General features: G+C 68.0%; 23 protein-coding genes. 8 read left to right on the forward strand and 15 right to left on the reverse strand.

Translation table 11 applies throughout. The features are described from left to right. Window position 1 precedes the first annotated feature (1 nt). The gene (locus AC1MBE_RS06410) at window positions 2–1114 is read right to left on the reverse strand and encodes an alpha-ketoacid dehydrogenase subunit beta (RefSeq protein ID WP_479781669.1); all 1113 of its coding nucleotides are present in this window, start codon (window positions 1112–1114) and stop codon (window positions 2–4) included. Then, window positions 1111–2388 carry a pyruvate dehydrogenase (acetyl-transferring) E1 component subunit alpha gene (gene pdhA, locus AC1MBE_RS06415; protein ID WP_479781671.1) on the reverse strand — a complete coding sequence of 426 codons (1278 nt, stop codon included), beginning with the start codon at window positions 2386–2388 and terminating at the stop codon, window positions 1111–1113. Before pdhA ends, AC1MBE_RS06410 begins: the two co-directional genes overlap by 4 nt. A gap of 159 nt (window positions 2389–2547) precedes the next feature. Between pdhA and AC1MBE_RS06420 the strand changes: the two genes are divergently transcribed. Continuing rightward, the gene (locus AC1MBE_RS06420; protein ID WP_479781673.1) at window positions 2548–3009 is read left to right on the forward strand and encodes an Lrp/AsnC family transcriptional regulator; all 462 of its coding nucleotides are present in this window, start codon (window positions 2548–2550) and stop codon (window positions 3007–3009) included. Between the two features lie 20 nt (window positions 3010–3029). Here AC1MBE_RS06420 and galU read toward each other — a convergent pair whose 3' ends face one another. The 7 genes from galU to paaA form a co-directional block, all read right to left on the reverse strand. Then, window positions 3030–3920 (reverse strand): UTP--glucose-1-phosphate uridylyltransferase GalU, encoded by an 891-nt coding sequence (gene galU, locus AC1MBE_RS06425; RefSeq protein ID WP_479781675.1) that lies wholly within the window; start codon window positions 3918–3920, stop codon window positions 3030–3032. Between the two features lie 94 nt (window positions 3921–4014). After that, complete coding sequence (locus AC1MBE_RS06430) at window positions 4015–4797, reverse strand: enoyl-CoA hydratase/isomerase family protein (protein ID WP_479781677.1); 783 nt, start codon at window positions 4795–4797, stop codon at window positions 4015–4017. 24 nt (window positions 4798–4821) lie between these two features. Beyond that, the gene (gene paaE, locus AC1MBE_RS06435; RefSeq protein ID WP_479781679.1) at window positions 4822–6048 is read right to left on the reverse strand and encodes a 1,2-phenylacetyl-CoA epoxidase subunit PaaE; all 1227 of its coding nucleotides are present in this window, start codon (window positions 6046–6048) and stop codon (window positions 4822–4824) included. A gap of 15 nt (window positions 6049–6063) precedes the next feature. Next, on the reverse strand, window positions 6064–6648 hold the full coding sequence (gene paaD, locus AC1MBE_RS06440) for a 1,2-phenylacetyl-CoA epoxidase subunit PaaD (RefSeq protein ID WP_479782505.1): 585 nt from the start codon (window positions 6646–6648) through the stop codon (window positions 6064–6066). An 11-nt stretch (window positions 6649–6659) separates the two neighbouring features. Next, window positions 6660–7589, reverse strand: a complete 930-nt coding sequence (gene paaC, locus AC1MBE_RS06445) for a 1,2-phenylacetyl-CoA epoxidase subunit PaaC (protein WP_479781681.1) — start codon at window positions 7587–7589, stop codon at window positions 6660–6662. Further along, window positions 7586–7891, reverse strand: coding sequence for a 1,2-phenylacetyl-CoA epoxidase subunit PaaB (gene paaB / locus AC1MBE_RS06450; RefSeq protein WP_136321706.1), 306 nt, complete (start codon window positions 7889–7891; stop codon window positions 7586–7588). Before paaB ends, paaC begins: the two co-directional genes overlap by 4 nt. Then, on the reverse strand, window positions 7888–8931 hold the full coding sequence (gene paaA / locus AC1MBE_RS06455) for a 1,2-phenylacetyl-CoA epoxidase subunit PaaA (protein WP_479781683.1): 1044 nt from the start codon (window positions 8929–8931) through the stop codon (window positions 7888–7890). Before paaA ends, paaB begins: the two co-directional genes overlap by 4 nt. Window positions 8932–9100: 169 nt before the next feature. Here paaA and AC1MBE_RS06460 point away from each other — a divergent pair, with 169 nt between their 5' ends. Continuing rightward, window positions 9101–10162: an LCP family protein gene (locus AC1MBE_RS06460; RefSeq protein ID WP_479781685.1), complete on the forward strand. Its 1062-nt coding sequence runs from the start codon at window positions 9101–9103 to the stop codon at window positions 10160–10162. A gap of 39 nt (window positions 10163–10201) precedes the next feature. Further along, window positions 10202–12418: a S9 family peptidase gene (locus tag AC1MBE_RS06465; RefSeq protein ID WP_479781687.1), complete on the forward strand. Its 2217-nt coding sequence runs from the start codon at window positions 10202–10204 to the stop codon at window positions 12416–12418. A gap of 122 nt (window positions 12419–12540) precedes the next feature. On the opposite strand, the gene AC1MBE_RS06470 is transcribed toward AC1MBE_RS06465, so the two are convergent. Then, window positions 12541–13725, reverse strand: a complete 1185-nt coding sequence (locus AC1MBE_RS06470) for a metallophosphoesterase family protein (protein ID WP_479781689.1) — start codon at window positions 13723–13725, stop codon at window positions 12541–12543. Window positions 13726–14229: 504 nt separating this feature from the next. On the opposite strand from AC1MBE_RS06470, the gene AC1MBE_RS06475 reads away from it, so the two are divergent. Then, window positions 14230–14997: a peptidoglycan-binding protein gene (locus AC1MBE_RS06475; RefSeq protein WP_479782506.1), complete on the forward strand. Its 768-nt coding sequence runs from the start codon at window positions 14230–14232 to the stop codon at window positions 14995–14997. Window positions 14998–15004: 7 nt separating this feature from the next. After that, window positions 15005–17428 carry a hypothetical protein gene (locus AC1MBE_RS06480; RefSeq protein WP_479781691.1) on the forward strand — a complete coding sequence of 808 codons (2424 nt, stop codon included), beginning with the start codon at window positions 15005–15007 and terminating at the stop codon, window positions 17426–17428. Between the two features lie 421 nt (window positions 17429–17849). Here the strand turns inward: AC1MBE_RS06480 and AC1MBE_RS06485 are convergent, their stop codons facing one another. The 3 genes from AC1MBE_RS06485 to pta all read right to left on the reverse strand — a co-directional run bounded on the left by AC1MBE_RS06485 (window position 17850) and on the right by pta (window position 21855). Continuing rightward, window positions 17850–18410: a GNAT family N-acetyltransferase gene (locus AC1MBE_RS06485; protein ID WP_479781693.1), complete on the reverse strand. Its 561-nt coding sequence runs from the start codon at window positions 18408–18410 to the stop codon at window positions 17850–17852. Between the two features lie 125 nt (window positions 18411–18535). Continuing rightward, the gene (locus AC1MBE_RS06490; RefSeq protein ID WP_479781695.1) at window positions 18536–19705 is read right to left on the reverse strand and encodes an acetate kinase; all 1170 of its coding nucleotides are present in this window, start codon (window positions 19703–19705) and stop codon (window positions 18536–18538) included. A gap of 8 nt (window positions 19706–19713) precedes the next feature. Beyond that, window positions 19714–21855, reverse strand: coding sequence for a phosphate acetyltransferase (gene pta, locus AC1MBE_RS06495; RefSeq protein WP_479781697.1), 2142 nt, complete (start codon window positions 21853–21855; stop codon window positions 19714–19716). 91 nt (window positions 21856–21946) lie between these two features. Here pta and AC1MBE_RS06500 point away from each other — a divergent pair, with 91 nt between their 5' ends. The 3 genes from AC1MBE_RS06500 (at window position 21947) to AC1MBE_RS06510 (ending at window position 24531) form a co-directional block, all read left to right on the forward strand. Further along, complete coding sequence (locus tag AC1MBE_RS06500; RefSeq protein ID WP_479781699.1) at window positions 21947–22468, forward strand: hotdog fold thioesterase; 522 nt, start codon at window positions 21947–21949, stop codon at window positions 22466–22468. 14 nt (window positions 22469–22482) lie between these two features. Beyond that, entirely contained in the window at window positions 22483–23820 is a 1338-nt protein-coding gene (gene paaK / locus AC1MBE_RS06505) for a phenylacetate--CoA ligase PaaK (protein WP_479781701.1), read from the forward strand. A 99-nt stretch (window positions 23821–23919) separates the two neighbouring features. Then, window positions 23920–24531, forward strand: coding sequence for a TetR/AcrR family transcriptional regulator (locus AC1MBE_RS06510; RefSeq protein ID WP_479781703.1), 612 nt, complete (start codon window positions 23920–23922; stop codon window positions 24529–24531). Between the two features lie 119 nt (window positions 24532–24650). Here AC1MBE_RS06510 and AC1MBE_RS06515 read toward each other — a convergent pair whose 3' ends face one another. Both AC1MBE_RS06515 and AC1MBE_RS06520 read right to left on the reverse strand, forming a co-directional pair. Continuing rightward, a complete protein-coding gene (locus AC1MBE_RS06515; RefSeq protein ID WP_479781705.1) occupies window positions 24651–25022 on the reverse strand; it encodes a hypothetical protein in 372 nt (123 codons plus the stop codon). Next, window positions 25019–25360 (reverse strand): hypothetical protein, encoded by a 342-nt coding sequence (locus AC1MBE_RS06520; RefSeq protein ID WP_479781707.1) that lies wholly within the window; start codon window positions 25358–25360, stop codon window positions 25019–25021. The genes AC1MBE_RS06515 and AC1MBE_RS06520 overlap by 4 nt, the downstream gene beginning before the upstream one ends. Window positions 25361–25465: the final 105 nt, after the last annotated feature.

Consider the following 25465-nt stretch of genomic DNA (forward strand, 5'->3'; position numbering starts at 1 on the left):
GTCAGTCTTCCCACTGGAGGTCGTCAACGGCGTCGAGGATGCGGTCCACGCCGGGCAGGTAATAGTGCTCGAGTTTCGGCGCCGGGTACGGCACGTCGAAGCCGGTGACCCGGCGGATCGGGGCGGCAAGGTGGTGGAAGCAGCGCTCCTGGACCCGGGCCACGATTTCCGAGGCCACGGAGGCGAAGCCGTGCGCCTCGGCGATCACCACGGCGCGGCCGGTCTTGCGCACCGAGGCGCAGACCGTCTCGTCGTCGAACGGGACGATCGAGCGGACGTCGATCACCTCAAGCGAGCGTCCTTCCTCGGCGGCGGCGGCCGCGGCGGCGAGCGCCGTCGGGACGGACGGGCCGTAGGCGATCAGCGTGGCGTCGGTGCCGGGGCGGGCGACGGCGGCGCGGCCCTCGGAGGAGGTCCCGCGTTCGGGGTTCGCGGCGTGCTCGGCGCGGAGCGCGCCCAGGTCCACCTGGTCCTTGGACCAGTACAGCTTCTTGGGCTCCATGAACATCACCGGGTCGTCGGAGTCGATGGCTTCGCGGAGCATCCGGTACCCGTCGGCGACGGTGGCGGGCGTGAAGACCTTCAGGCCCGCGGTGTGGGCGTAGTAAGCCTCGGAGGAGTCGCAGTGGTGCTCCACTCCCCCGATACCGCCGGCGTACGGGACGCGGATGACGAGGGGCAGTTTCACGGTGCCCTTGGTGCGGTTGTGCATTTTGGCGACGTGGCTGACGATCTGTTCGAACGCCGGGTAGGCGAAGGCATCGAACTGCATCTCGATGACCGGGCGCATCCCGTTCATGGCCATGCCCACCGCCATGCCCACAATGCCGGACTCGGCCAGCGGGGTGTCGAAGCAGCGGCCCTGCCCGAAGGTCTTGGTGAGCCCGTCGGTGATGCGGAAGACGCCGCCGAGCAGACCGACGTCCTCGCCGAAGACGAGGACGGAGTCATCGGCGTGCATGGCGTCGGCCATGGCGGTGTTGAGCGCCTTGGCCAGGGTGATGGTCTGCGGGCCTGTCTTTTCGGCTTCAACGGCGGCCTTGGCGGCGGCCCGGGCCGTTGCAGCACTGACGTTGCCGTTGGCCTCGGAGGAGGTGGTGATGGTGGGGCTCATCGTGCGGACTCCTCGGAAGTCGTGGCGGAGGCGGCGTCGCGTGCCAGTTCGTCGGCGAGCATGGCGGACTGTTCCTGCAACTGCGGCGTCGGGGTGGAAAAGACGTATTTGAAGAGGTCCTGCGGATCCACGGGAACGTCCTCGCCCAGGCCCTCGCGCAGCTGCGAGGCCACGGTTTCCGCCCTTTCCGCGATCCGGGCGGCGCCGTCGTCGTCAAGCAGTCCGCGTTCCGTCAGGTAGGTTTTCATCCGGCTCAGCGGGTCCTTGGCCACCCATTCGGCGACTTCACTGTCCTGCCGGTAGCGGGTGGCGTCGTCGGCGTTGGTGTGGGCCTGCATCCGGTAGGTGTGCGCTTCAACCAGCAGCGGTCCGGAACCGTCGCGGGCCAGTTTCACGGCCCGGCCGAGCACGGCCAGGAGCGCGACGATGTCGTTGCCGTCCACACGTTCGCCAGCCATGCCGTAGCCGACGGCCTTGTGCGCGAGCGACGGGGCGACCGACTGGTGCGCGAGCGGAACGGAGATGGCGTACTGGTTGTTCTGGACGAAGAAGACCACCGGAAGCTGGAACACGGCGGCAAAGTTCAGCGCCTCGTGGAAGTCGCCCTCGCTGGTCGCCCCGTCGCCGCACATGGCCAGCACCACGGTGTCTTCGCCGCGGAGTTTGGCCGCGTGCGCGACGCCGACGGCGTGCAGCAGCTGTGTGGTCAGCGGGGTGCACTGGATGCCGACCTTGTGCTTGGCCGGGTCGTAGCCGCCGTGCCAGTCGCCGCGGAACAGCGTCATGGTCTGGACCGGGTCGACGCCGCGGGCCATCACGGCCACGGAGTCGCGGTAGGTGGGGAACATCCAGTCGCCGTCGCTGAGGCAGAGCGCGGCCGCGACCTGGCAGGCCTCCTGGCCGTGGCTGGAGGGGTAGACGGCCATCCGGCCCTGCCGGACCAGGGCAGAGTTCTGGTCGTTGACGCGGCGTCCGACGACGAGCTGCTCGTAGGCGGCCATCAGTTCCGCGTCCCCGGGAAGGCTGTACTCGTGGCCGGGCTGCGCGCCCTGCTCCGTGTGGGCGTTCACCGCGCCGTCCGGGCCCACGATCTGGATCGGGTGCCGGGCGGGCAGCATGTAGTCCTCAACCGTGATGCCGAACTTGCGCACGGCCTCGCTGGCGGCGTTTTCCGACACGGCAGTGTTGTCCGCCGTGTCAGCGCGGTCCGCCGCAGCGGAGGACGCCTGCCCGGGGGTCGGCTGCTGCGCAGGGTGGTCTGCGGAGATCGTCATTGGTCCGTCCTTCTGTAGCCACTATTCGCTCCCAGTATGGTCGCGGACGCGGTTTCGTATCCACCTCAGGCTAAAACTGTGGAGAACTACCGAATATTGCCCTATTCTGAGAGACGAACTGTAAGTGTGAGCTGGATTACCGGCGGGGGTTGTAGACAAATGGCAGAGACTGCGGCGGACCAGGCCGTTCCGCTGGACGACGTGGACCGGAACATCATCGCGGAGTTGACCCGGGACGGTCGGATGTCCGTGACCCAGGTGGCCGAGAATGTCCACATTTCCCGCGCCCACGCGTACACCCGGATCGCCCGGCTGACCGGCGAAGGGGTGCTCACCAAGTTCACGGCGCTGGTGGATCCGATCAAGGCGGGGCTGAAGTCCTCCGCCTATGTGACGCTCAAGGTGCGCCAGCATTCCTGGCGGGAGCTTCGGGAGCTGCTCCGCGCGATTCCCGAGGTGCACCACATCGCATTGGTGGGCGGCGACTTCGACGTGATCCTGCTGGTCCGCGCCGTGGACAACGTGGACCTGCGCCGGGTGATCTTCGACCAGCTGCAGTCCATGCCCGGGGTCCTGGACACGCAGACGTTCCTGGTCTTCGAGGACCTCGATACCCGCTAGCCCCGCTAGCCCCGCTGAGGTCAGTTGATGAAGCCCTTGAGCCAGATCTTGAGTTCCTCGCCGAACTCAACCCGCTCGGAGGCGATTGAAATGACCGCTTTGAGGTAGCTGAGCTTGTCTCCGGTGTCATAGCGCCGGCCCTTGAAAATGAGGCCGTGGACGCCGCCGCCCGCGGCGTCGGAGGCGGCGAGGGTCTGCAGGGCGTCGGTGAGCTGGATTTCCCCGCCGCGGCCCGGTCCGGTTTCTTCCAGCACGTCAAAGACCGCCGGGTGCAGCACATACCGGCCGATCACGGCCAGGTTCGACGGCGCGTCGCCCGGAGCGGGTTTTTCCACCAGCCCGTCGACCTTGAAGAACTCCTCGCCGGGAACCGGGGTGACTGCCGCGCAGCCGTAGGCGCTGATCTGGGACGGGTCCACCTCGATGAGCGCCACCACCGAACCGCCGGTTTTCGCCTGGACCTCGATCATGGCGCCCAGCAGTTCGTCCCGTTCATCGATCAGGTCGTCGCCGAGGAGCACGGCGAAGGGCTCATCGCCGACGTGCTGCCTGGCGCACAGTACGGCGTGGCCCAGCCCCTTGGGATCGCCCTGCCGAAGGTAGTGGATCGGTCCGAGGCTGGATGAATGCTGCACGGCCTCGAGGCGTTCGATGTCGCCTTTGAGTTCCAGCGTCCGCTCCAGGGCCGGGGCCCGGTCAAAGTGATCCTCCAGCGCGCGCTTCTGCCGCCCGGTGATCATCAACAGGTCAGTGAGTCCGGCCCGAACGGCCTCTTCGACCACATACTGGATGGCCGGCTGATCCACGACGGGCAGCATTTCCTTGGGCATCGCCTTCGTTGCCGGTAGGAAGCGGGTGCCAAGTCCGGCGGCCGGAATGACAGCCTTAGTTACAGAGTTCCCCAAAGTCATAACCGAACATTACAAGCGCATTCCGGAAATGAGAATGCTTCGAAGCAAAGACGAGTACCGGCTCAACCAGGGCTTGGGAAAGCCGCAGGACCGGCTATCTGCCCTTGAAAACCGGGGTGCGCTTCTCCTGGAACGCCAGGAATCCCTCCGCGTAGTCCTCGCTCTTGCAAAGGCGGGCCTGCTCGGCGTTCTCCTCCTCCATGGCTTCCCAGAGCCCCAGCCGCTGGTCGCGGATGTGCGCCACCAGCTCCTTGCTGGCGTGGAACGCCCCGGTGGCGCCGGAGGCCACCTTGGCGACGACGCCGCGGGTGTTCGCCAGCAGCTCCTCCGCCGGCATGGCACGGCTGAACAGCCCCTGCGCCACGGCCTCGGCGCCGCTCATGAGCTCGGCGGTGTAGATCAGGTCCAGGGTGCGGTGCATCCCGAGCCGTTCGGTGAAGTACCAGTGCCCGCCGGAGTCCAGGGTGGCCCCGAGCTTGGCGAACGGGGAACCGAACTTGGCCGTGTCCGCGACGTAGACGACGTCGGTGGCCAGCAGCAGCCCGAGCCCCACACCCAGGCAGGCGCCCTGCGCGGCGGCAAAGGTGGGCGCCGGGAAGGAGCTCATCTTCTTCAGCAACGGCTGAACCAGCCCGCCCAGGTAGGCCTGGGCGTCGTCGCTCTCCGGGGTCACGCCGGCGATGTCCCTGCCCGCGCAGAAAGCGCGGCCCTCGCCGCGGAGCAGCAGCGCCCGGACCTCCCCGCGCGAGGCGGCGTCGGCGGCGTCGTCGTACGCCTGTGCCAAATCCTGCAGTGCCTGCTCGTCCAGCGAGTTCAGCTTCTGCGGTGCGTCCAGGACAACCTCGGCGATGCCGTCGGCGATGGTCAGGGAAATCATGCGGCTCCTAGGATTCGGGAAGAGTTAGACGTCGAAGTCGACGGTGACTTCGGGCGTGGTGGGGTGCGACTGGCAGGTCAGGACGTAGCCCTTATCCAGCTCGTCCTGCTCCAGCGCGTAGTTCTCGTCCATCGTGACGGACCCGGCAACCACCTTCGCGCGGCAGGTGCCGCAGACGCCGCCCGCGCAGGCGAACGGGACGTCCGGGCGCACCCGCAGGGCCGCGTTGAGGATCGATTCGCGGGCGTGCGTCGGACTGGCGACCTCACCCTGCAGGCCGTCGAGCTTGAAGGTGATCTTGTAGGTCGCCTTGGACTCGTCCTCAACCACGGGCCGGCCGACGTTGCCTTCGGGGCGGTCCGGTTTGCCGGAGCTGAACAGCTCGAAGCGGACATGTTCCGGCTTCACGCCGCGGGCCGCGAGGGTGTCGCGGCACAGCTGGACAAGTTCGAACGGCCCGCAGAGGAACCATTCGTCGACGTCGTCCGCGTGGATCGCGGTGCCCAGCAGCGCCTGCAGCTTCTCGGCGTCGATCCGGCCGCTGAGCAGCGGGGCGATCCGCTGTTCACGGGAGAGCACGTGATGCAGGGCGAGCCGTGACGGGTACTTATCCTTCAGATCGGCGAGTTCCTCGAGGAACATCACGTCCATCGCGGCCTTGTTGGCGTAGATGAGGTCGAAGCGGGTCTCCGGGTGGGCCGCGAGCAGCGTCCGGGCGATCGCAATGACGGGCGTGATCCCGGAGCCGGCGGCGATCGCGACGAACGACCCGGGTTCCGCGGCCAATTCCTCGGGATGGTTCATGGAGTTCATGACGTTCTGTTCCACCGGCTTGCCGTCGCGGCCGTGCTTGGACACGAACGCGCCCATCGGGCTCATGACGTCCAGGACGTCGCCGGCCTTGAGCTCGGCATTGGCCCAGGTGGAAAACAGCCCGCCGAGATCCTTTTTGATGGCGACGCGGATCTCGCTGCTGCCGTCGGCAAAGCTGCGCGGCTCCGCGCAGATCGAGTAGCTGCGGCGCACCTCGTGCGGTTCGCCCTTTTCGTCCGGCAGGGTGGTCCGCAGGGCAACGTACTGTCCCGGAAGGTAGTCGAACTGTCCGGCCAGCTCGGGCGGAACACCGAAAGTGACCTCGATCGCGTCGTCGGTGAGCCGGCGGACTTCGTCCACCGCCAGGGTGTGGAAGGACGCACGACGGCGGCCGGTCGCGGTGGCCGCTTCGGCGGCGGTCTGGCGGACAACAGTCATGGGGGCACCTGTTCCTTACAAAACTTTGAAGTAGTCGAACGGTTCCTTGCAGTCCTGGCAGACGTAGAGCGCCTTGCAGGAGGTGGATCCGAAGCGGGTGAGTTCCTTGGTGTTCAGCGACGAACACTGGGGGCACTTGACGGCGAGGGACAGCCGGACCGGCCCGGCGTGCCGCACTGCGTTCGAGTGGCCGGAGGGCGGGGCAATGCCGTATTGCTCCAGCTTGGCTTTGCCGGCCTCGCTCATCCAGTCCGTGGTCCACGCCGGGGAGAGCACCAGCTCGACGTTGACGTTGGGGTAGCCCTCCCGGTGGAAGGCCGCCGTGAGGTCGTCGCGGATGGCATCCATGGCGGGGCAGCCCGAGTAGGTCGGCGTGATGGTGACCTGCACGGCGGGGACCATGCCGCCGTCGTCCGCGTTGGGTTCCTTGGCCACCCGGACACCGCGCAGGATCCCGAGGTCCTCAATGGTGAGGACCGGGATTTCCGGGTCACAGACCGTGGCGGCGACCTGCCACGCTTTCTGGTCCGCAGTCCGCTGCTCGGAGGACTGCTGCTCGCCGGGCGCCGTGGCATCGGCCGTCGGGTGGCTGACGTACATCTCCGGCATGGCTACCAGCTCGCTCCGGGGAATTCGCGGGCCAGGACCTGCATCTCGGCGAGAAGATAGCCCAGGTGCTCGGAGTGGAGCCCGCGGCGGCCGCCGCCCGGGGCGGGCTGGACCTGCGGAACGTCGAGCTCCGCCTCGGCGAGGACCTCGCCGGTGAGGCGGTCGAACTCGGCCCGCAGGCTGGAGGGCTGGACCGCGGCGCCGGACTCGCTGAGCCGGCCGGTCAGTTCGTCGTCGCGGAACAGCTCGTCCACGTAGGGCCAGATGACCTTGAAGCCGTGGATCATCTTTGCGCGGGACTCGTCCGTGCCGAGCGCCAGGCGCAGCACCCACTGGGCGCTGTGGTCGCGGTGGTAGTCCACTTCCTTGACGGCCTTCGCCGCGATGCCGGCCAGGGTGGCGTCCGTGGAGTCGGCCAGCCGGCGGTACAGCTCGAACTGGTAATAACTCACGACAAACTGCCGGGCGATGGTGACCGCGAAGTCGCCGTTGGGCTGCTCGAACAGCTCCACCGAGCGGAATTCGTGCTCGCGGCGGAAATAGGCGAGGTCGTCCTCACTCCTGCCGTCCAGGCCCCCGGCGTAGCTCAGGAAGGACCGGGCGTGGCCCAGCTGGTCCAGCGCGATGTTGCCCAACGCGATGTCCTCTTCGAGCTCGGGTGCACGGGAAATCCAATGGCCCAGACGCTGGGCCAGGACCAGGGCGTCGTCGCCCAGGCGCAGGGCCATTTCAGCGACGTCCTCGCTCGGCTTCGCGGTGCCGCGGCTGACGGCCAGGGCGATGTCCTCGGGGCGGAGGGCATTTCCCGGCGTGATGCGCGTGGCGCTGGCCGTGGCCTCGCCGCTGCCGCTCGATCCCTGGACGCCGACGGAGATGTCCCCGTGGCCGCCGTCGTGGGTGCTGGTTTCAGTGGTTGCGTCGGGGGTGCTCACAGGTGCTTCACGCCCTCACTCTTGGTGTAATACGTCGCGTGCCGGTAGTCCTTGCCCTGCGGCGACTCGAAGAAGGCGCCCTTGGAATCCGGGTCGGACGAGGCGATGGCGTCCGCGGGAACCACCCAGATGGACACGCCCTCGTTGCGGCGGGTGTACAGGTCGCGTGCGTTGCGCAGCGCCATCGCGGCGTCCGGGGCGTGCAGGGATCCGGCGTGGACGTGGGAGAGGCCGCGGCTGGAGCGGACGAAGACTTCCCAGATGGGCCAAACGTTGCCTGCGTGGGGTTCAGGGGTTGTCATGCTGCAAATTCCTTCTCTGCGTGCTTCTTGGCCTGCTTCGCTGCATAGGCCGCTGCTGCTTCGCGCACCCAGGCACCGTTCTGGTGGGCTTCGCGGCGCCGTTCGAGGCGCTGGGCGTTGCACGGGCCCCGGCCGGCCAAGACTTCGTGGAACTCATCCCAGTCCAGCGGACCGTGCTCCCACTTGCGGGTTTCCTCGTTGAAGCGGATGTCCTTGTCCGGCAGGGTGAGCCCCAAGACCTTGACCTGCTCCATCATCATGCCGACGAAGCGGTTGCGGAGCTCGTCATTGCTGAAGCGCTTGATGTTCCAGGCCATGGACTGCTTGGAGTTGGGCGAATCGTCGTCCGGCGGGCCGAACATCATCAGGGCCGGCGCGTACCAGCGGTTCACGGCATCCTGGGCCATCTGCTTCTGCTCCGGGGTGCCGTGCGAGAGTTCGAGCAGGATTTCGAAGCCCTGCCGCTGGTGGAAAGATTCTTCCTTGCAGACACGGACCATCGCGCGGCCGTAGGGGCCGAAGGAGGCCCGGCAAAGCGGCACCTGGTTGGCGATCGCGGCGCCGTCAACCATCCAGCCGATAGCACCCATGTCCGCCCAGGTGCGGGCAGGGTAGTTGAAGATGGAGGAGTATTTGGCCTTGCCGTCCATCAGGTCCTGCATCATCTGATCGCGCGGCTGACCGAGGGTCTCGGCGGCGGAGTAGAGGTAGAGGCCGTGGCCGGCCTCGTCCTGGACTTTGGCCATCAGGATGGCCTTGCGCTTGAGGCTCGGGGCGCGGGAGATCCAGTTGGCCTCGGGCTGCATGCCGATGATCTCCGAGTGCGCGTGCTGCGAGATCTGGCGCAGCAGGGTCTTGCGATAGGCCGGCGGCATCCAGTCACGGGGTTCGATCCGGGAGTCCTCCGCCATGACTTTGTCGAAGTAGGCCTGTCCCTCGGCATCACGGCGGGCCGCGTCCTCGGGGCTCATTTCGTGCCGAGTTTCGTGCCGCGCCGGCGATGGCTCGGCGGGCACTGACTGCAGGGTCTGCGATGCCATGGTTGCTCCTATGCATTTCCGATAAATAATTACCGACCGTTCGTTCAGGATATGCGGAAGGCGGGAAGCGAGTCAAGCACCCGGGGACTCGCGCGACAGCCGACACGCGGGGCACCCGGCGGACCGGAGGAGATGGGCCAGCCCTGCCCGCCGGTGATATTGTCCGGTCATGTCAACGCTGGAACCAGCAGAACCGCCAGCAGCACCACCCCCGCCACCGACAGGCCAACGGCGCCGCCGGATCCTGTTCGCCGCTCTGGGACTGTTGCTGACCGTCGGCATTGCCGCGGCGGCGTTCCTGCTGGCACCGCGGACGGAGAACGCCGCCCCGCCGCAGACCCCGGCCCCGAGCGCCACACCAACGGCGACCACGAAGCCCAAGCCCGCCCCGCCGCCGGAGCCGCCGCCCGCCGCGCTGAACATCCTGCTGGTCGGCAGCGACAGCCGGGTCAACCAGCGGGCCGCGGCCGCTGCGGGCAAGCCGTCCACCCAACTGGCGGACAGCATCGTGTTCCTGCACATCCCCGCCAACCGGAAGCAGGCCTACGGCATCTCCCTGATGCGTGACCTGTGGGTGGACATCCCCGGCCACGGTCAGGCCAAGATCAACGCAAGCCTGCTTATGGGCGGCCTCCCCCTGGTGACGCGGACCGTCGAGTCCCTGCTGGGCCAGCACATCAACCACACAGTCATGGTCGACTTCCTGACTTTCGCCGCCCTGACGGACGCAGTCGGCGGCGTCGACGTTAATGTAAAGCTGCCGTTTGCCTCGACAATCGACCCGGGCGTCAAGTTTCCGGCCGGAGTGAACCGCCTCAACGGCACCCGGGCACTGGACTTCGTCCGCGAACGAAAGGCGTTCGTCGACGGCGACTACCAGCGCGTCCGCAATCAGCAGACTTTCCTCAAGGCCGTGTTGGCCAAGGTCGTCAAGCAGGGCGCGACTGACCGCGCCACCGCCCGCAAGCTGGCGACCACTGCACTGCCGCGCATCACGGTGACGCCGAGGCTGACCCTGGACGCCCTGGCACGCCTGGCGTTCAGCTTCCATACCACCCCGGCCAACGGGGCCGTGTTCTTCACCCTGCCGACGGCGGGGATCGGAACCAGTACGGACGGGCAATCCATCGTGCTCCAGGATCCCGCCGCGACCGCAGAGATCGCTGCAGCCCTGCGCGCCGACAAACTCGGCAGTTACGTGGCCGCCCACAAACTGCAAAACGGTAACTGACCACCCTGCCGCCGGGGAGATCTTCGGTAGATTGGGTCCATGACGCAGACTCCCGTGCAGCCTTCCCCGCAGCCCCCCGTGGCCAAGAAAGTGCCCGCCCGCCGCACGCACCATGGTGATGTTTTCGAGGACAACTACGAGTGGCTGCGGGACAAGGAATCCGCCGAGGTCGTGGAACTGTTGAAGGCCGAAAACGCCTACCAGGAAGCGGTGACCGCCCACCAGGAACCACTGCGCGAGGCCATCTTCCAGGAAATCAAGGGGCGCACCCAGGAAACCGACCTTTCGGTTCCCAACCGCAAGGACGGCTGGTGGTACTACACCCGCTCGGTCGAGGGCAAGGAGTATGGCATCCAGTGCCGCGTCCGTGCCCAGGACAGCGGCGACCGCGTGGCGGACTGGACTCCGCCCGCCGTCGAGGTCGGCGTCGCGATCCCCGGCGAGGAGGTACTGCTGGACGGCAACGTAGAGGCGGAGGGCAAGCCGTTCTTCGCCGTCGGCGGCTCCGCGGTGACGATCGACGGGAACCTGTACGCCTACGCCGTGGACAACGCCGGCGACGAGCGGTTCACGCTGCGGATCAAGGACCTGCGTACCGGCGAGCTGCTGCCGGATGTGATCGAGAACGTCTTTTACGGCGTGTCCTTCTCCCCCGACGGCAGCCGGATCTTCTACACCGTGGTGGACGCGTCCTGGCGCCCCTACCAGGTGAAGGCCCACGTGCTGGGCACGCCCGTCAGCGAGGACGAGCTGATTTACCAGGAGGACGACGTCGCGATGTGGCTCGGCTTCGAGCTCTCCGCCGACCGGCGTCACCTGGTGCTGGGCATCGGCTGCTCCGAGTTCAGCGAAACCCGGCTGCTGCGCTTCGACGCGCCCGACACCGGGCTGATGACCGTCATCCCCCGCGACGAGCGCATCCTGTACGAGGCGGAACCGTTCCTGCTGGAGGGCCCGGACGGGGAGAAAACCGAGACCATCCTGCTGACCCACAACAAGGACGCCATCAACTCGATGGTCTCGCTCGTGGACCAGGCCGAACTCGCCAAGCCGGCCGCCGAGCAGCAGTGGCGGATCGTCGTCGAGCACTCCGACCAGGTGCGCGTCAACGGCGCCGGCGTGACCTCCACCCACCTGGTGCTGTCCATCCGCAAGGACACGATCGAACGGGTGCAGGTCCTGCCGCTGGCGGGACTGGGGACCCCGGCGCAGGGCGCCCCCGTGGAACCTGCCTTCGACGAGGAGCTGTACACGGCGGGTGTGGCCGGCTCCGACTATGAGGCCCCGGTAATCCGGATGGGCTACACCTCCTACTTCACGCCGTCACGGGTCTACGATTTTGTGCTCCCGACGGCGGAGCTGCCCGCCGGCGAACTGCTGCTGCGCAAGGAAAGCCCGGTGCTGGGCGGCTACTCCTCCGCGGACTATGTCGCCACCCGGGAATGGGCCGTCGCCTCCGACGGGACCCGCATCCCGCTCTCGGTGCTCCGGCACGCCTCGGTGCGGCAGGATTCGACGGCGGCCGGGCTGGTGTACGGCTACGGCTCCTACGAGCTGAGTATGGATCCGGGCTTCGGCATTCCCCGGCTCTCGCTGCTGGACCGCGGCATTGTGTTTGTGATTGCGCACATCCGCGGCGGCGGCGAACTGGGCCGGCACTGGTACGACGACGGCAAGAAGCTGCACAAGATGAACACCTTCACCGACTTCATCGCGGCCACCGACTGGCTCGCCGGTTCCGGGTGGGTGGACCCGGCCCGGATCGCTGCCATGGGCGGCTCCGCCGGCGGCCTGCTGATGGGCGCGGTGGCCAACCTGGCGCCGGAGAAGTACGCGGCGATTGTCGCGGCCGTGCCGTTCGTGGACGCGCTGACCACCATCCTGGACCCGGAACTGCCGCTCTCCGCCCTGGAGTGGGAAGAATGGGGCAACCCGATCACGGACCCGGAGGTGTACCGGTACATGAAGTCGTACACCCCGTATGAGAACGTCCGGGCGGCGGCGTATCCCAAAATCGCCGCGGTCACCTCGTTTAATGACACGCGCGTGCTGTACGTGGAGCCGGCCAAGTGGGTGCAGCGGCTGCGCGAGGTGAACACCGGCAGCGAGCCGGTCGTGATGAAGATTGAGATGGACGGCGGCCACGGCGGCGCCTCCGGCCGGTACGTGCAGTGGAAGGAACGCGCCTGGGACTATGCCTTCGTCGCGGACTCGCTGGGCGCCACGGAGCTGCTGCCCGGCGCCGGACTGAAGTAGCCGTCTCCTCTCCCCGTCGATTGCTCCGTAACCGCCGTTTTGAGCCCTCAAAAGGGCGCCTACGGAGCAGTCGACGGGCCTGGCGGCGCAGGCTCGCGCGCCGGACCCGGTAGCTCTGCGCCTTAGCTTTGCGCCGGGCCCAGCGGCAGCGGAACGATCGGCTGGTCATTGGCCGTCAGATCGATGCCAAAGTCCTTGGCGAAGACCAGCCGGGTGTCCTTGTAGATGCCCGGGTGGTTCTCGTCGAGCTCAAAAACACGGGCGCCGCGCAGCCTGTTCCGTTCCGCGCCGGCCAGCCCGTAGGCGCCGAATCCCGTCCCGGGCCCGTAGCCGAGCTGAACGCCGTAGTAGTTGCCGACGTAGGTGTTGACATGGTCATGGCCGACAAAGTAGCCGCGCACATCTCCGCGTTCGAGGAACGCGCTGAACAGCCCGGAGTTGAAAGGACCCGGGCATTCGGCCTCGTTGCGCTCGCCGACGATGCCGTGTTTGGACACGGCCCGTGCGTGGTCGGCGTCCGTCCGCGAGTCGATGCTGGCGAACCACATATTGCGGTGCTCGTGCAGGGCGATATGGCCCCACATGAGGGAGGGAATCTTTTTCCCATACTTCCGCTCGGTGGCAAGGGACTGGTTCCGGTACCAGGTGACCTGATCCATGCGTACCCAGTCCCAGTCGGGATAGCCCGCGAAGTCCTGGCCGTTGATGGCGTCCGGGGCGTACCGGCCGGTGTCGATGAGCCACAGGCCGAAGGCCGCATCCCCCGACCGAGAGGACCGGACCAGCAGTTGAGAGTTGGAGGTTCCGGTCAGGCCCGGCACCGAGTCCGCGTTCAAGTTGTACCGGTAGGTCTGCAGGAACCGGAGCATCTTTGCTTCGGTCATGCCCGTCCTGTTCGCCGAATCCTCGTCATGGTTGCCGAACGTCACCGCCCACGGAATCTTCCGGCTCTCCATCGGCCGGACCACCTGGTTGAGTGCCTGTTTGACTTCCAGTGCCGTGTCGCATCCCCCATTGATCACGTCGCCGTTGATGACCACGAAATCGGGCTTTTCGGCGTCGAGGGTGCGGTCCATCAGTTCGATCGTGCGGCGGTCGGTTTGCTCGTCGTCCTGCGTGTCGTTGAACTGGACCACCTTGAACGTGCCGTCCGGGCGGAACACCAGGGTGGGCTTGGGTGCTTTGGCCCCCGGGGCAGCTTGGCTCCCCGCCGCTGCAGACATCGCGACGCCCAGCGCCCCGATCGTCCCGGCGGCAGCCAGGGCCGCGCGCCTGCTCAGTTTATGTTCGCTGATGTTCGAAGTCATCGTTCCCTCTCGTCACTGGACGGCAGCGGAAACCCGCCGCTCCTGCCGCGACACTAGGAGAGCCAGGCATCCGACCCCGGAACAGCCGGTGAACGCGAAGTGCAGGGCCGTAGCCATTCGCGGTCGGCGGCGCTCCAGCCCAGTTGTCCGCGACCGCAGCCCGGGTTGGCTGCGGGACGCCGCAGATTTCCGGGGCCAACCCGGGGCCGGAGTCGGAGGGGGCGGGAACAACTGGGCGGGAGCGTCGGGACCCGGGCCGGTCCTGGGCCTGTTCCCGCAATTTTTCTTCGTCCGCGAGGACGGCTCCGGTGGCCCGCTGGCCCGCTTAGGTATGCCACTTGTAAACCTGGGCTCCCGCGGAGTCCCGGTCCGCCGCGTACCCAAACTTGATCATCATGCTTACTATTGACCTGCACAAGGCACGTCGGTGGAGACACTGCTCACTGGGGGCAGCAGGAAACCGTGCCGGAACTGGAGTAGTCAATCGTGAGTACTGAACAAGCTATGAGTGGGCTGTCCGACGAGGAACTGATGGCCGAGGGCGCCACCGCCCTGCCGGACAAGGAAGTTGCCTCGGTCCTGGATCTGAACGCCGATCTGAACCTGGGCATCGAGGCCGCCGCGCCGATCGACCTCGCCGTCGCTGCGAACGCCAACGTCGCGGCCCCGATCGACGCCGCCGCATCCGCTAACATCCTCTCCGCCGGCTCGGAGGCGCAGGCCCTCTCCGACCAGGGCGTCATCATCAACCAGGGCATCACCGCCGACGCCGACGCCACCTCCGTCCAGGACAGCGGCATCGACCAGGCTGCCGACTCCACCGGATCCACCACCACTGGCGATGCCGGAACGGCCGACGCCGGCACCACCGCGACCGTCGACGCCGGAGGGGTCCTTCCGGACGGAACCGTCGACGGCGCTGTGGGCGACGCCACCGGCGTCCTTCCCGACGGCACCGTGGACGACGCCACCGGCGTCCTTCCGGACGGCACCGTGGACGACGCTCTGGGCGGTGCTACCGGAGCTCTCAATGGCAACCTGCTGAACGTCGACGTTAACCTTGACGCCAACGCCGGCATCACCGCGCCGATCAACGGTGCGGTGGCCGCCAACGCCAACGTCGCGGCCCCGATTGACGCCGCCGTCGCCGCCAACATCGGCTCGATCGACAGCAACGCCTTCGCCGTCTCGCAGCAGGACGCGATCATCACCCAGAACATCGAGGGCGAGGCGACCGCCTCGGCTGATCAGCAGTCGAATATCCAGCAGTAGCAACTTGATGACTACTGTGAACGGCGGGCCGTCCGGTCAGGACGGTCCGCCATCCTCTGCTGCCCCGGCTAGCGCAGCATCCGGCGCGCCTTCCGGCCATCCGGCGTCGTCCGCGGTTTCCGGCACCCTGCCGCCGCCGGCGCTTGCCGACGGCGTCCAGCTGATCGGCGAGACGAAGGGCTCCGGCTACAAGCAAGCCCCGTCCCTGGTCCGGCGCGCCGACGGCCAAACGATCCAGCTGACGCGCCTGCTCTACCTGGTACTGGAGGCAGTGGACGGGCAGCGCAGCCTCGAAGAGATCGCAGAGCTCGCGGGCGGCAAATTCGGGAAGCAGGTCAGTGCCGGGAACGTCCAGACCCTGATCGAGTCCCAGCTGCTGCCCTTGGGCCTGCTGCGGTTGGCCGACGGCTCCCAGCCGGCGGTCAAGAAATCCAACCCGCTCCTGGGCATGCGGTTCCGGTACTCCGTCACGGATCCGGAACGCACCCGGAAGCTCACCGCACCGTTCGCCACGCTGTTCAACCCGCTGATCGTCGTGGCCGTGACGGCCGCCTTCCTCGCCACCTGCTGGTGGGTGCTGATGGTCAAGGGACTTGCCTCGGCCACGCACGAGGCCTTCGCGAATCCCGGGCTGGTGCTGCTGATCCTGCTGGTTACCGTGCTCTCGGCCGGCTTCCACGAATTCGGTCACGCCGCGGCGGCCCGGCGTGGCGGCGCCACGCCGGGTGCCATGGGCACCGGCCTGTACCTGATGTGGCCCGCGTTCTACACCGATGTCACCGACTCCTACCGGCTGGGCCGTGCCGGACGCCTCCGCACCGACGTGGGCGGCCTGTACTTCAACGCCATCGTGGCCGTGGCCATCATGGGCCTCTGGTGGGCGACCGGCTTCGACGCGCTGCTCCTGGTGGTGGTCACCCAGATCCTGCAGATGGTCCGGCAGTTGATGCCCATGGTCCGCTTCGACGGCTACCACATCCTGGCCGACGCCACCGGGGTCCCGGACCTGTTCCAGCGGATCAAGCCGACCCTACTGGCCCTGGTCCCCTGGCGGAAGACGGATCCCGAGGCCCAGCTGCTCAAACCCTGGGCCCGCGCCGTCGTCACCGTCTGGGTGCTGGTCACGGTTCCCCTGCTGGTGTTCAGCCTGGTCACCATGGTCATTGCCCTGCCGAGGATCCTCGGCACCGCCTGGGACAACGGCTGGAAGCAGCAGGCCATGCTCACCCACAGCGCAGCCAACGGCGACTTTGCCGACGCGGCCGTGCGGGTGCTGGCGATCATCTGCATCGGACTGCCCATCCTGGGCATCTTCTATATCCTGCTGCGCTCCGGGCGGCAACTGATCAGCAGCCTCTGGCAAAAGACGCAGGGGAAGGCGCTGCAGCGCGGCGTGGCGATGGCCGCCGTCGTAGCTGTCGCTGCGGGCCTCGCGTGGGCCTGGTGGCCGGGCGCCGAAAGCTACCGCCCGGTCCAGCCCTACGAACGGGGCACCCTTGGTGACATCACCACCGCTGTTTTCCCCGCAACCTCGGCCAACCGGATGAAGGAAGGCCAGGCCGGACGGACCGTGGCGCTCTGGCCCCAGGGTGCCCGCAAACCGACCCGCGAGGACCCGCAGTTGAGCATGGTGCTGGTGCCGCGGGAGGGCTCAGCCCCGGCCGGCGGATCCGGCACCACGGCGGCCCCCTCCTGGGTGTTCCCCTTCGACAAACCGGCGGCGCCCGCGGAAGGCGGCAACCAGTCGCTGGCAGTCAACACCACGGACGGCTCTGTGGTCTATGACGTCGCGTTCGCGCTGGTCTGGGCCGAGGACGGCGAGGACGTCCGCAACCGGAACGAGGCCTACGCCTTCGCCAGTTGCAAGGACTGCGCCGCTGTCGCGGTGGGATTTCAGGTGGTGCTGATCGTGGGGCAGGCGGATGTGATCGTTCCGGAGAACCTCTCCGCGGCGGCCAACTACAACTGCCTCCGGTGCCTCACCTACGCCCTGGCCAGCCAGTTGGTGCTCACGCTCGACGGGCCGCTGAGTCCGGACGGCATGTCCAGGCTCAACGCGCTATGGCAGCAGATCGCGGAGTACGGGCGGAACCTGCAGAACGTCCCGCTCGCGGAGATCCAGGGCCAGTTGAGTGGGTTCAAGGAACAGATCATGGAGATCGTCCGGACGGATCCCAGCGCCACGCCCGCCGGGGCTGCCACGCCGACACCGCCGGCAACGGCTTCGTCGGGGGCCACCCCCGGGGCCATGCCGTCGCCGTCGCCCGGCACCACGGAACAGCCCGCGCCGGGCGAAACGGCCGCCCCGGATTCCACGCTGGCGCCCGATCCCAGCCAGCCGGCCGGCGGCGACACTGCGGGTGGCGCCGTCGAACCGGCCCCGGTCACGACGTCGGCCGCCCCCACGGACACAGCCCCGCCGGCACCGTAGGCGGGGTCGGGGGAACTGGAGGCGGGGCCGTAAGCCGGGAGCGGGGCGTATCCGGGACTGCAGGCTAGGCCGCAGCGCTTCGCACAGGTTCGTTTGCCGAAGATGGCCGCTATGGAACTGTCTTAGCGGCCATCTTTGGCAATTCACCGACCTCGTGGCCTCTCCGTTGACGTCCACCGCGGTCCAGGCAACCCGGCGGGCCGCCGCTGCGGAGCTCGCGGCTGGACGGCCTCAGCAGGACGTCAGGGGTGTCATGCCCACAGCGTCGCGGCGCTCCAGCCCAGTTGCCTGCTGCCACAACCCTGGAGAGCGGCAGGAAACCGCGAGATTCCGGGCCCGGGAGGCGCCTAGGCAGGCTGCGGACCGGGGTAACCGGGCAGGAACGTACGGCTCAGGCCCCGCGCCCCGTCCGCCGAGGCGCCTACCCCGGCTGCCGGGCCGTCCACTCGTCGGCGAGGATCGCGTAAACCACCTCCGTGGCCCACTGGCCCTTGTAATGCCACTTGTCCACCTGGGTAGATTCCAGCCGCATGCCGAGCCGCTCGCACAGGGCGGCGGAGGCGGTATTGAGGGCGTCCAGCTTGGCGTCGATCCGGTGGAAGCCCAGCTCCTCGAAGCCCAGCCTCAGCAGCGCCGCGGCGGCCTCGGCCGCGTACCCCTTCCCGCGGGCCGCTGGGGCCAGGCTCCAGCCGATCTCGGCCTGGCCGCAGCCGGGCAGCCACTTGAGCACCACTTCGCCCAGCAGCCCGGGCGAGTCCGCGGCTTCGATGGCCAGGCAGATCCAGTCGCCCTCCTTCTCGAAGACAAAGTTGGCGTACTTGCCCACCGACTCCATGGACTTGGTATAGCTCTTCGCCTCCCCGGGAAGGAACCGGGCGGTCTCGGGCAGCGAATGGTAAGCGTAAAACGAGTCCAGGTCCCCGGCTTCGAAGCGGCGCAGCACCAGCCGACGGGTCAGGATAGGCAGGTTCAGTTCGGTCATCTCCCCAGCCTAGGACCCGTAATCCGGTCGACTGCTCCCCGCCGGCCCCCTCCCCTCGCAAGCTCGGTCAGGGAACCCTGCCGGCGTGGGCCCAGCAGTGCCGTTATACGCCGCCAAAAGGGCGGTTACGGAGCAACCGAAGAGTGGGCGACGACGGCGGCCGTCGCCTCCGCGATCGCGCGCTCCTCGTCGGTCGGCACCACCAGCACCGGCAGCGCCGAGCCCGGCGTCGAAATCACCCGCGGCTCCTTGGACCGCTCACGGTTCAGCCCGGCGTCGAGCTCCACGCCCAGCGCCCCCAGCCGTTCCGTGACAAGGCTGCGGAACTGGTGCGAGTTCTCGCCGATTCCGGCCGTGAAGACCAGCGCCTTCGCGCCGCCCACGGCCACGTGGTACCCGCCAATGTATTTCGCCAGCCGGTAGGAGGCCACGCCAAGCGCCATCGCGGACCGGGCATCGCCGGCCTCCGCCGCCTCGACCACCGAACGCATGTCGTTGTTCCCGGCGAGGCCCTTCAGCCCGGACTGGCGGTTGAGCATCGAATCAATGTCCTCTGCGGACCAGCCGGCCCGGCCCAGGAAGACCAGGATGGAGGGGTCCAGGTCGCCGGAGCGGGTGCCCATCACCAGGCCCTCCAGCGGGGTGAAACCCATTGAAGTGTCAATCGACTTGCCGCCGCGGATGGCGGTGACCGACGCGCCGTTGCCGAGATGGGCGATCACGGCGTCGAACTCCTCCACCGGCAGGTCCAGCAGCGCCGCGGCCCGGTGCGCCACGTACTCGTGCGAGGTGCCGTGGAAGCCGTAGCGCCGGATCCCGTGGTTGGTGTAGAGCTCATCCGGCACGGCGTAGCGCCACGCGTGCTCGGGCAGGGTGCGGTGGAAGGCAGTATCGAAGACCGCCACCTGCGGCAGCTCCGGCCACTTCTTGCTGATGGCACGGATGCCGAGCACATTGGCCGGGTTGTGCAGCGGCGCCAGCGGGTTGAGCCGTTCGATGGCACGGGTGATCTCATTGTTGACCAGCACAGGTTCGGAAAAGCGTTCGCCGCCGTGCACCACGCGGTGGCCCACGGCGTCCAGCGGCCGGTCGCCCAGCGCCTCGTGGATCGCCCCGTCCACCTGTTCCAGGGCCTCGGCGTGGTCTCGGGGGCCCTCGATCTCGCCGTCGCCGTCGCCGCCGTTGCCCATCCCGATCTTCTCGACCAGCCCCTCGGCGAGGACACTGCCCGCTTCAACGTCGCGGACCTGGTACTTGAGCGAGGACGAGCCTGAGTTGATGACGAGCACGAGCATGGGGCCTCCTAAGCCTTGGCGTCAACGGGCAGTGCGGTGGGCAGTGCGGTGGGCTGCCCTGCGGGCGGTTCGGCGGCCGGCTGCACCGACTGGGCCTGGATCGCGGTGATGGCCACGGTGTTCAGGATGTCATCGACGGTGCAGCCGCGGGACAGGTCGTTGACCGGCTTGCGGAGCCCCTGCAGCACGGGCCCGACGGCGACCGCACCGGAGGACTGCTGGACCGCCTTGTAGGTGTTGTTGCCGGTGTTCAGGTCCGGGAAGATGAACACCGTCGCCTGCCCGGCCACGGACGAGCCGGGCATCTTCGACTCGCCGATGGCGGCGTCGACGGCGGCGTCGTACTGGATGGGGCCCTCCACCGCGAGGTCCGGGCGCCGCTGGCGCACCAGCTCGGTGGCCTGGCGGACCGCGTCAACCGCTTCGCCGGACCCGGAGCCGCCGGTGGAGTAGGAGAGCATCGCCACCCGCGGCTCGACGCCGAACTGGGCCGCGGTTTCGGCCGAGGCCAGCGCGATGTCCGCGAGCTGTTCGACGTTGGGTTCGGGGTTGACGGCGCAGTCGCCGTAGACCAGCACCCGGTCCGGCATCAGCATGAGGAACACCGAGGAGACGATCTTGACGCCCTCGCGGGTCTTGACGAACTCCAGCGCCGGCCGGATGGTGTGCGCCGTCGTGTGGGCTGCCCCGGAGACCATGCCGTCCACCACGCCGAGCTGGACCATCATGGTGCCGAAGTAGCTTTCGTCCTGCATCACCTCGAGCGCTTTCGCCAGGTCCACGCCCTTGTGTGCGCGCAGTTCCGCGTACTTCTGGGCGAACCCCTGCCGCAGCTCGGACGTGGCCGGGTCCACGATGTTGATGCCGGTCAGGTCGATCCCCTGCGTGGCGGCGAGCTCGCGGACCACGGATTCGCGGCCCAGCACGGTGAGCTCGCAGACGTCGCGGCGGTGCAGGATCTCCGCGGCCCGCAGGATCCGGACGTCCGTGCCCTCCGGCAGGACGATGTGGCGGCGCTGCGAACGGGCCCGTTCGATCAGGTCGTGCAGGAAGCGCAGCGGCGTCATCCGCTCCGGCCGCGGCAGGTGCAGACGCTCCAGCAGCTCCGCCTCGTCCACCCGTTTGGCCCACAGGCCCAGCGCGGACGCGACCTTGCGGCGGTGCCCGGACCAGATTTCGCTGCGCACCTCGGAGACCCGTTTAGCGGTGACATACGTGTCGTCCGGGGCGGCGAAGATCGGGAAGGGGGCCTGCGCCAGCAGCGAGTAGATGGTGGGGTCCGGGGCCAGCCCGCCGGTCAGGATGAGCGCCGACGGCACCGGGAATTCCGGCGAGAACGAGGACGCGAGGCAGGCCACCAGCACGTCCGCCCGGTCGCCGGGAACGATCACCAGCGCGCCGTCGTCGAGCACGTGCAGGAAGTTCGCCACGTTCATGGCCGCGACCTTGACCGAGTGCACATCGCGTTCCAGGTCCGGCAGGCCGGCCACCTGGCCGATGCCCAGCGCGGACGCGACCTCGCCGGTGGTGGGCCGTGCAATGTCCTCCAGCTCGGGGAAGACGTACACGGGGCGGCCGGAGGCGCCCGGACGGACCGCCGCGGCGATTTGCTCCAGGTCCTCGGGGTCGGCGCGGTTGACCATGATCGCCAGCAGGGCGCACCGCTCGGCGAGGAGTTCCTTGCGGGCCACTTCAACGGCGTCGGCGGTTTCGGCGACGGTGCGGCCCCTCGCCCCGACGACGGCGACCATCGGCGCCGCGAGGTTGTTGGCGAGCCGGGCGTTGAGGTCGAATTCGACGGCGGCGTCCTGGCCGGTCAGGTCCGTGCCCTCAATGATCACCACGTCGCAGTGCCGGGACATCTCCGCGAAGATCTCAACGCAGCGGGAGTCGATCTCCTCGCGTTTTCCTTCCGCGAGAAGGCCGCGGACCTCGGCGAAGGTCAGGCCGGCGCGGCAACGGTCGTCGTCGAGGTCGAAGCGGGACTTCATCAGCGCGACCATCGGGTCGGCGTCGGCGCGGCCGTGCACCACGGGTTTGAAGAAACCGATGCGGTCCGCGTGCCGGTGGAGCGTGTCCGCCAGGCCCAGGGCGATGAGCGACTTTCCGGATCCCGGGGTCGTTGCGCTGACATATATTCCTTTGGCCATGTGTCCCAGCATACTTACACCCCTTGACAGCGGGCACCCGGATGGGATTACCTAATGAACATTCGGTAAATAAAGCTGGAGGCAACGACGCATGGCTGAACTGACGATTTCCGGTGACACCCACCCCGTCTTGAAAGACGACTACGCCTCCGAATGGATGGGCATTGAGGTCCTGGCGCTCGACGACGGCCACGCCACCATCCGGATGCCGCTCCGGCAGGAAATGCTCAACGGTTTCGGCATGGCCCACGGCGGAATGATCTTCGCCTTCGGCGACACCGCGTTCGCCCTCGCCTGCAATCCGGTGAAGCCGGGCCCGGCCGACGCGGGGTCCATCACGGTGGCCTCCGGCGTCGACATCAATTTCATCAAACCGGCCTTCCGCGGGCAGATCCTCACCGCCGTCGCCAACCACCGCGCCAGCACCGGCCGCAGCGGCCTCTACGACGTCCAGATCTACGCCGCTGACCCCGACGCCATCCCCGGGCCGGCAGACGCTCCCACCAGTTCCACCCCGACCACCACACTCCCGGGCGGGCTCCCCACCGACATCGCTCCGGGCGAACTCATCGCCGAGTTCCGCGGCCGCAGCCGCACCATCTCCAAGAAATAGAAATAGGGACCCAGATGACCACCCCCACCGCCGAATCTGCCCTCGCCCCCAGCGACGCCGTCCTGGACCGCGAAGAAACCATCTCCCGCGACGAGCTGGAGGCTTTGCAGCTCAGCCGCCTGCAGCACACCGTGGCGTACGCGTACGACCGCGTCCCCCTGTACAAGCGCAAGTTCGACGAGGCCGGCGTGCACCCGACCGACCTCCGCGAGCTCTCGGACCTGGGGAAGTTCCCCTTCACCACCAAGGAAGACCTCCGGCTCGAGTACCCCTTCGGCATGTTCGCGGTGCCGCAGCACGAGGTGGCCCGGATCCACGCCAGCTCCGGCACCACCGGCCGCGCCACCGTGGTCGGCTACACCAAGAAGGACCTCGCCGACTGGGCCAAGCTGGTGGCCCGTTCGCTGCGCGCCTCCGGCGTCCGGCCCGGCATGAAGGTCCACAACGCCTACGGCTACGGCTTGTTCACCGGCGGGATGGGCGCCCACGCCGGGGCCGAGGCGCTGGGCTGCACCGTCATCCCGATCTCCGGCGGCCAGACCGAACGCCAGATCACGCTGATCCAGGACTTCAAGCCCGACGCCATCCTGGCCACCCCGACCTACCTGCTGACCATCGCGGACGCCATGATGAAGCAGGGCATCGACCCGGCCTCCACCTCGCTCAAGTACGCCGTGCTCGGCGCCGAGCCGTGGACCGAAGAGATGCGCCACGAGCTCGAAGTGATGATGAACATCAAGGCCTGCGACATTTACGGCCTCTCCGAGGTCATGGGCCCGGGCGTCGCCGGCGAGGCCGTGGAGACCCAGGACGGCAGCCACATCTGGGAGGACCACTTCCGCCCCGAAATCATCGACGCCTTCGACCCGTCCGTGGTCCTGGGCGACGGCGAACCCGGCGAGCTGGTCTTCACCTCGCTCACCAAGGAAGCCCTGCCGATCATCCGCTACCGCACCAAGGACCTCACCCGGCTGCTGCCCGGTACCGCCCGCCCGGCGCACCGCCGGATGGGCCGCATCACCGGCCGCAGCGACGACATGATCATCCTGCGCGGCGTGAACCTGTTCCCCTCCCAGATCGAGGAAATCGCGCTGCGCATCCCGGAGCTCAGCCCGCACTTCCAGCTGGAACTCACCCGCCCGGAAGGCCAGCGGATGGACCGGCTGACGGTTAAGATCGAGCGCCGCGAGGCCGTCACGATCGAGGGCAGCGCGGCGGCGGCGAAGGTGCTGCAGCAGCAGATCAAGATCCACGTCGGCTCCTCCTGCACGGTCGACGTCGTTGATCCCGGTTCGCTGGAGCGCTCCAACGGCAAGCTGCGCCGGATTTACGACCTGCGCCCGAAGGCCTGACCTACTCGGGTTTGTTCAGCCACCGGGCCGGCCCGGCAGCCATGACCTCCCAGGCCACGGCTGCCGGACCGACCGACCGTTCATGAGAAACTAGCGAGTATGCCCAGCACAGGAACCACCACCAAGCGCGGCCGCCCCGGCTATGACCAGCAGTCGGTGCTGCTGATCGCCGTCGACGTCTTCAACCGCCACGGCTACGACGCCACCTCGATGGGCATCCTCGCCGAGAACCTGGGCATCTCCAAGTCCGCGATCTACCACCATGTCCCGTCCAAGGGCGACCTCCTCAAACTTGCCCTCGACCACGCCCTGGGCGGCCTCGAGGCCATCCTGGACCGGCCCGAGGCGAGGACCGGGACCGCCGACGCCCGGCTGGAGTTTGTGGTCCGCGAGACCATCTCCGTCCTGGTGGAACGGCTGCCGTTCGTCACCCTGCTGCTGCGGCTGCGCGGCAACACCGAAATCGAGCGTGACGCGCTGGAACGCCGCCGCACCTTCGACCACAAGGTGGCGGCATTGATTTCCGAGGCCCGCGACGAAGGCTCGCTGCGCCAGGACATTGATCCCCGCACCGTCACCCGGCTGCTGTTCGGCACCATCAACTCGATCGTCGAGTGGTACAAGCCGGGCGGTTCACTCTCCCCCGCGAAGCTGGCCGACGACGTCATCACCATGGCTTTCCACGGCCTCCACGTCCCCGGCAAGGCCTGACGCCGCCTGCCGCGGAATCGCGCTGTGGTTGCCGTTGACGCGCCGGTCGGTCCGGACCGTCCGGGGGCACTTTGACGGGTGCTGCGCTTTATTCACCGCCACCCGCCGGCGTGTCCGTGTCAATGCGCCCCCGCAAGGCCGGGAAACCCATTCACGGCCGCGAACCAGCCCATGTACAGCACCACGGCGGACAGCGGGAGCACGGCCAGCCCGAGCAGGATCGAGTAGTCCCTGGCGCGGAGCAACGCGGCCAGGTTCACCACCAGCGTGCCGGCCACCACGAGGCCTTGGAAAATGCTGTTCGCGGCCACCGCCCGGGGCGATTCGAACATGCCGCCGGCACCGACCAATAGCGTCACGAGGTACCAGGACGGCAGGACCCACACCGGGAAGGCGACCATGGCGAGGTCCAGGACCAGTGCCACGTTGCCCATCCGGGTGCGCGGCAGCCAGGCAATTTTGCGGCCGTGCGCCCTGGACGACGCGCTCACCGGGCCGCCGGGCCCTGGGCCGTGGTGAGCCAGCCGAGGAAATACATCAGCGCTGCCGACAGCAGCACGGTGAAGGCCGCGACCAGGAGGGAGCGCTCCTTCGCCCAGAGCAGGGCGGCCCAGAGCGCCACGACGGAACCAACCAGCATGGCCACGACCACGTCGTCGGAGGCTCCTGCCCTGAACACGGCCTGCCCCAGGACCACGAAAACCCAGACAGGCGACAACACCGTGAGATAGGCCAGCGTCAGAGCCACCTTGCCGGTCCGGGTGGTGGGGAACCAGACGACGCGGCGGATCCGGGTTTCGGATGCCGGTCGGGAAGACGAATCAGTCATGTCTGCGCGCCTCGCCTTCGCCGTCCGGGAATCTGGTTTCAAGCTACACCCGGGGTGCAGCACGGGGACAGGACCCCGCGGCCCTAGCGCGGACATGGAACAGCG

The sequence above is a fragment of the Arthrobacter sp. BG5 genome (genome assembly GCF_056680155.1).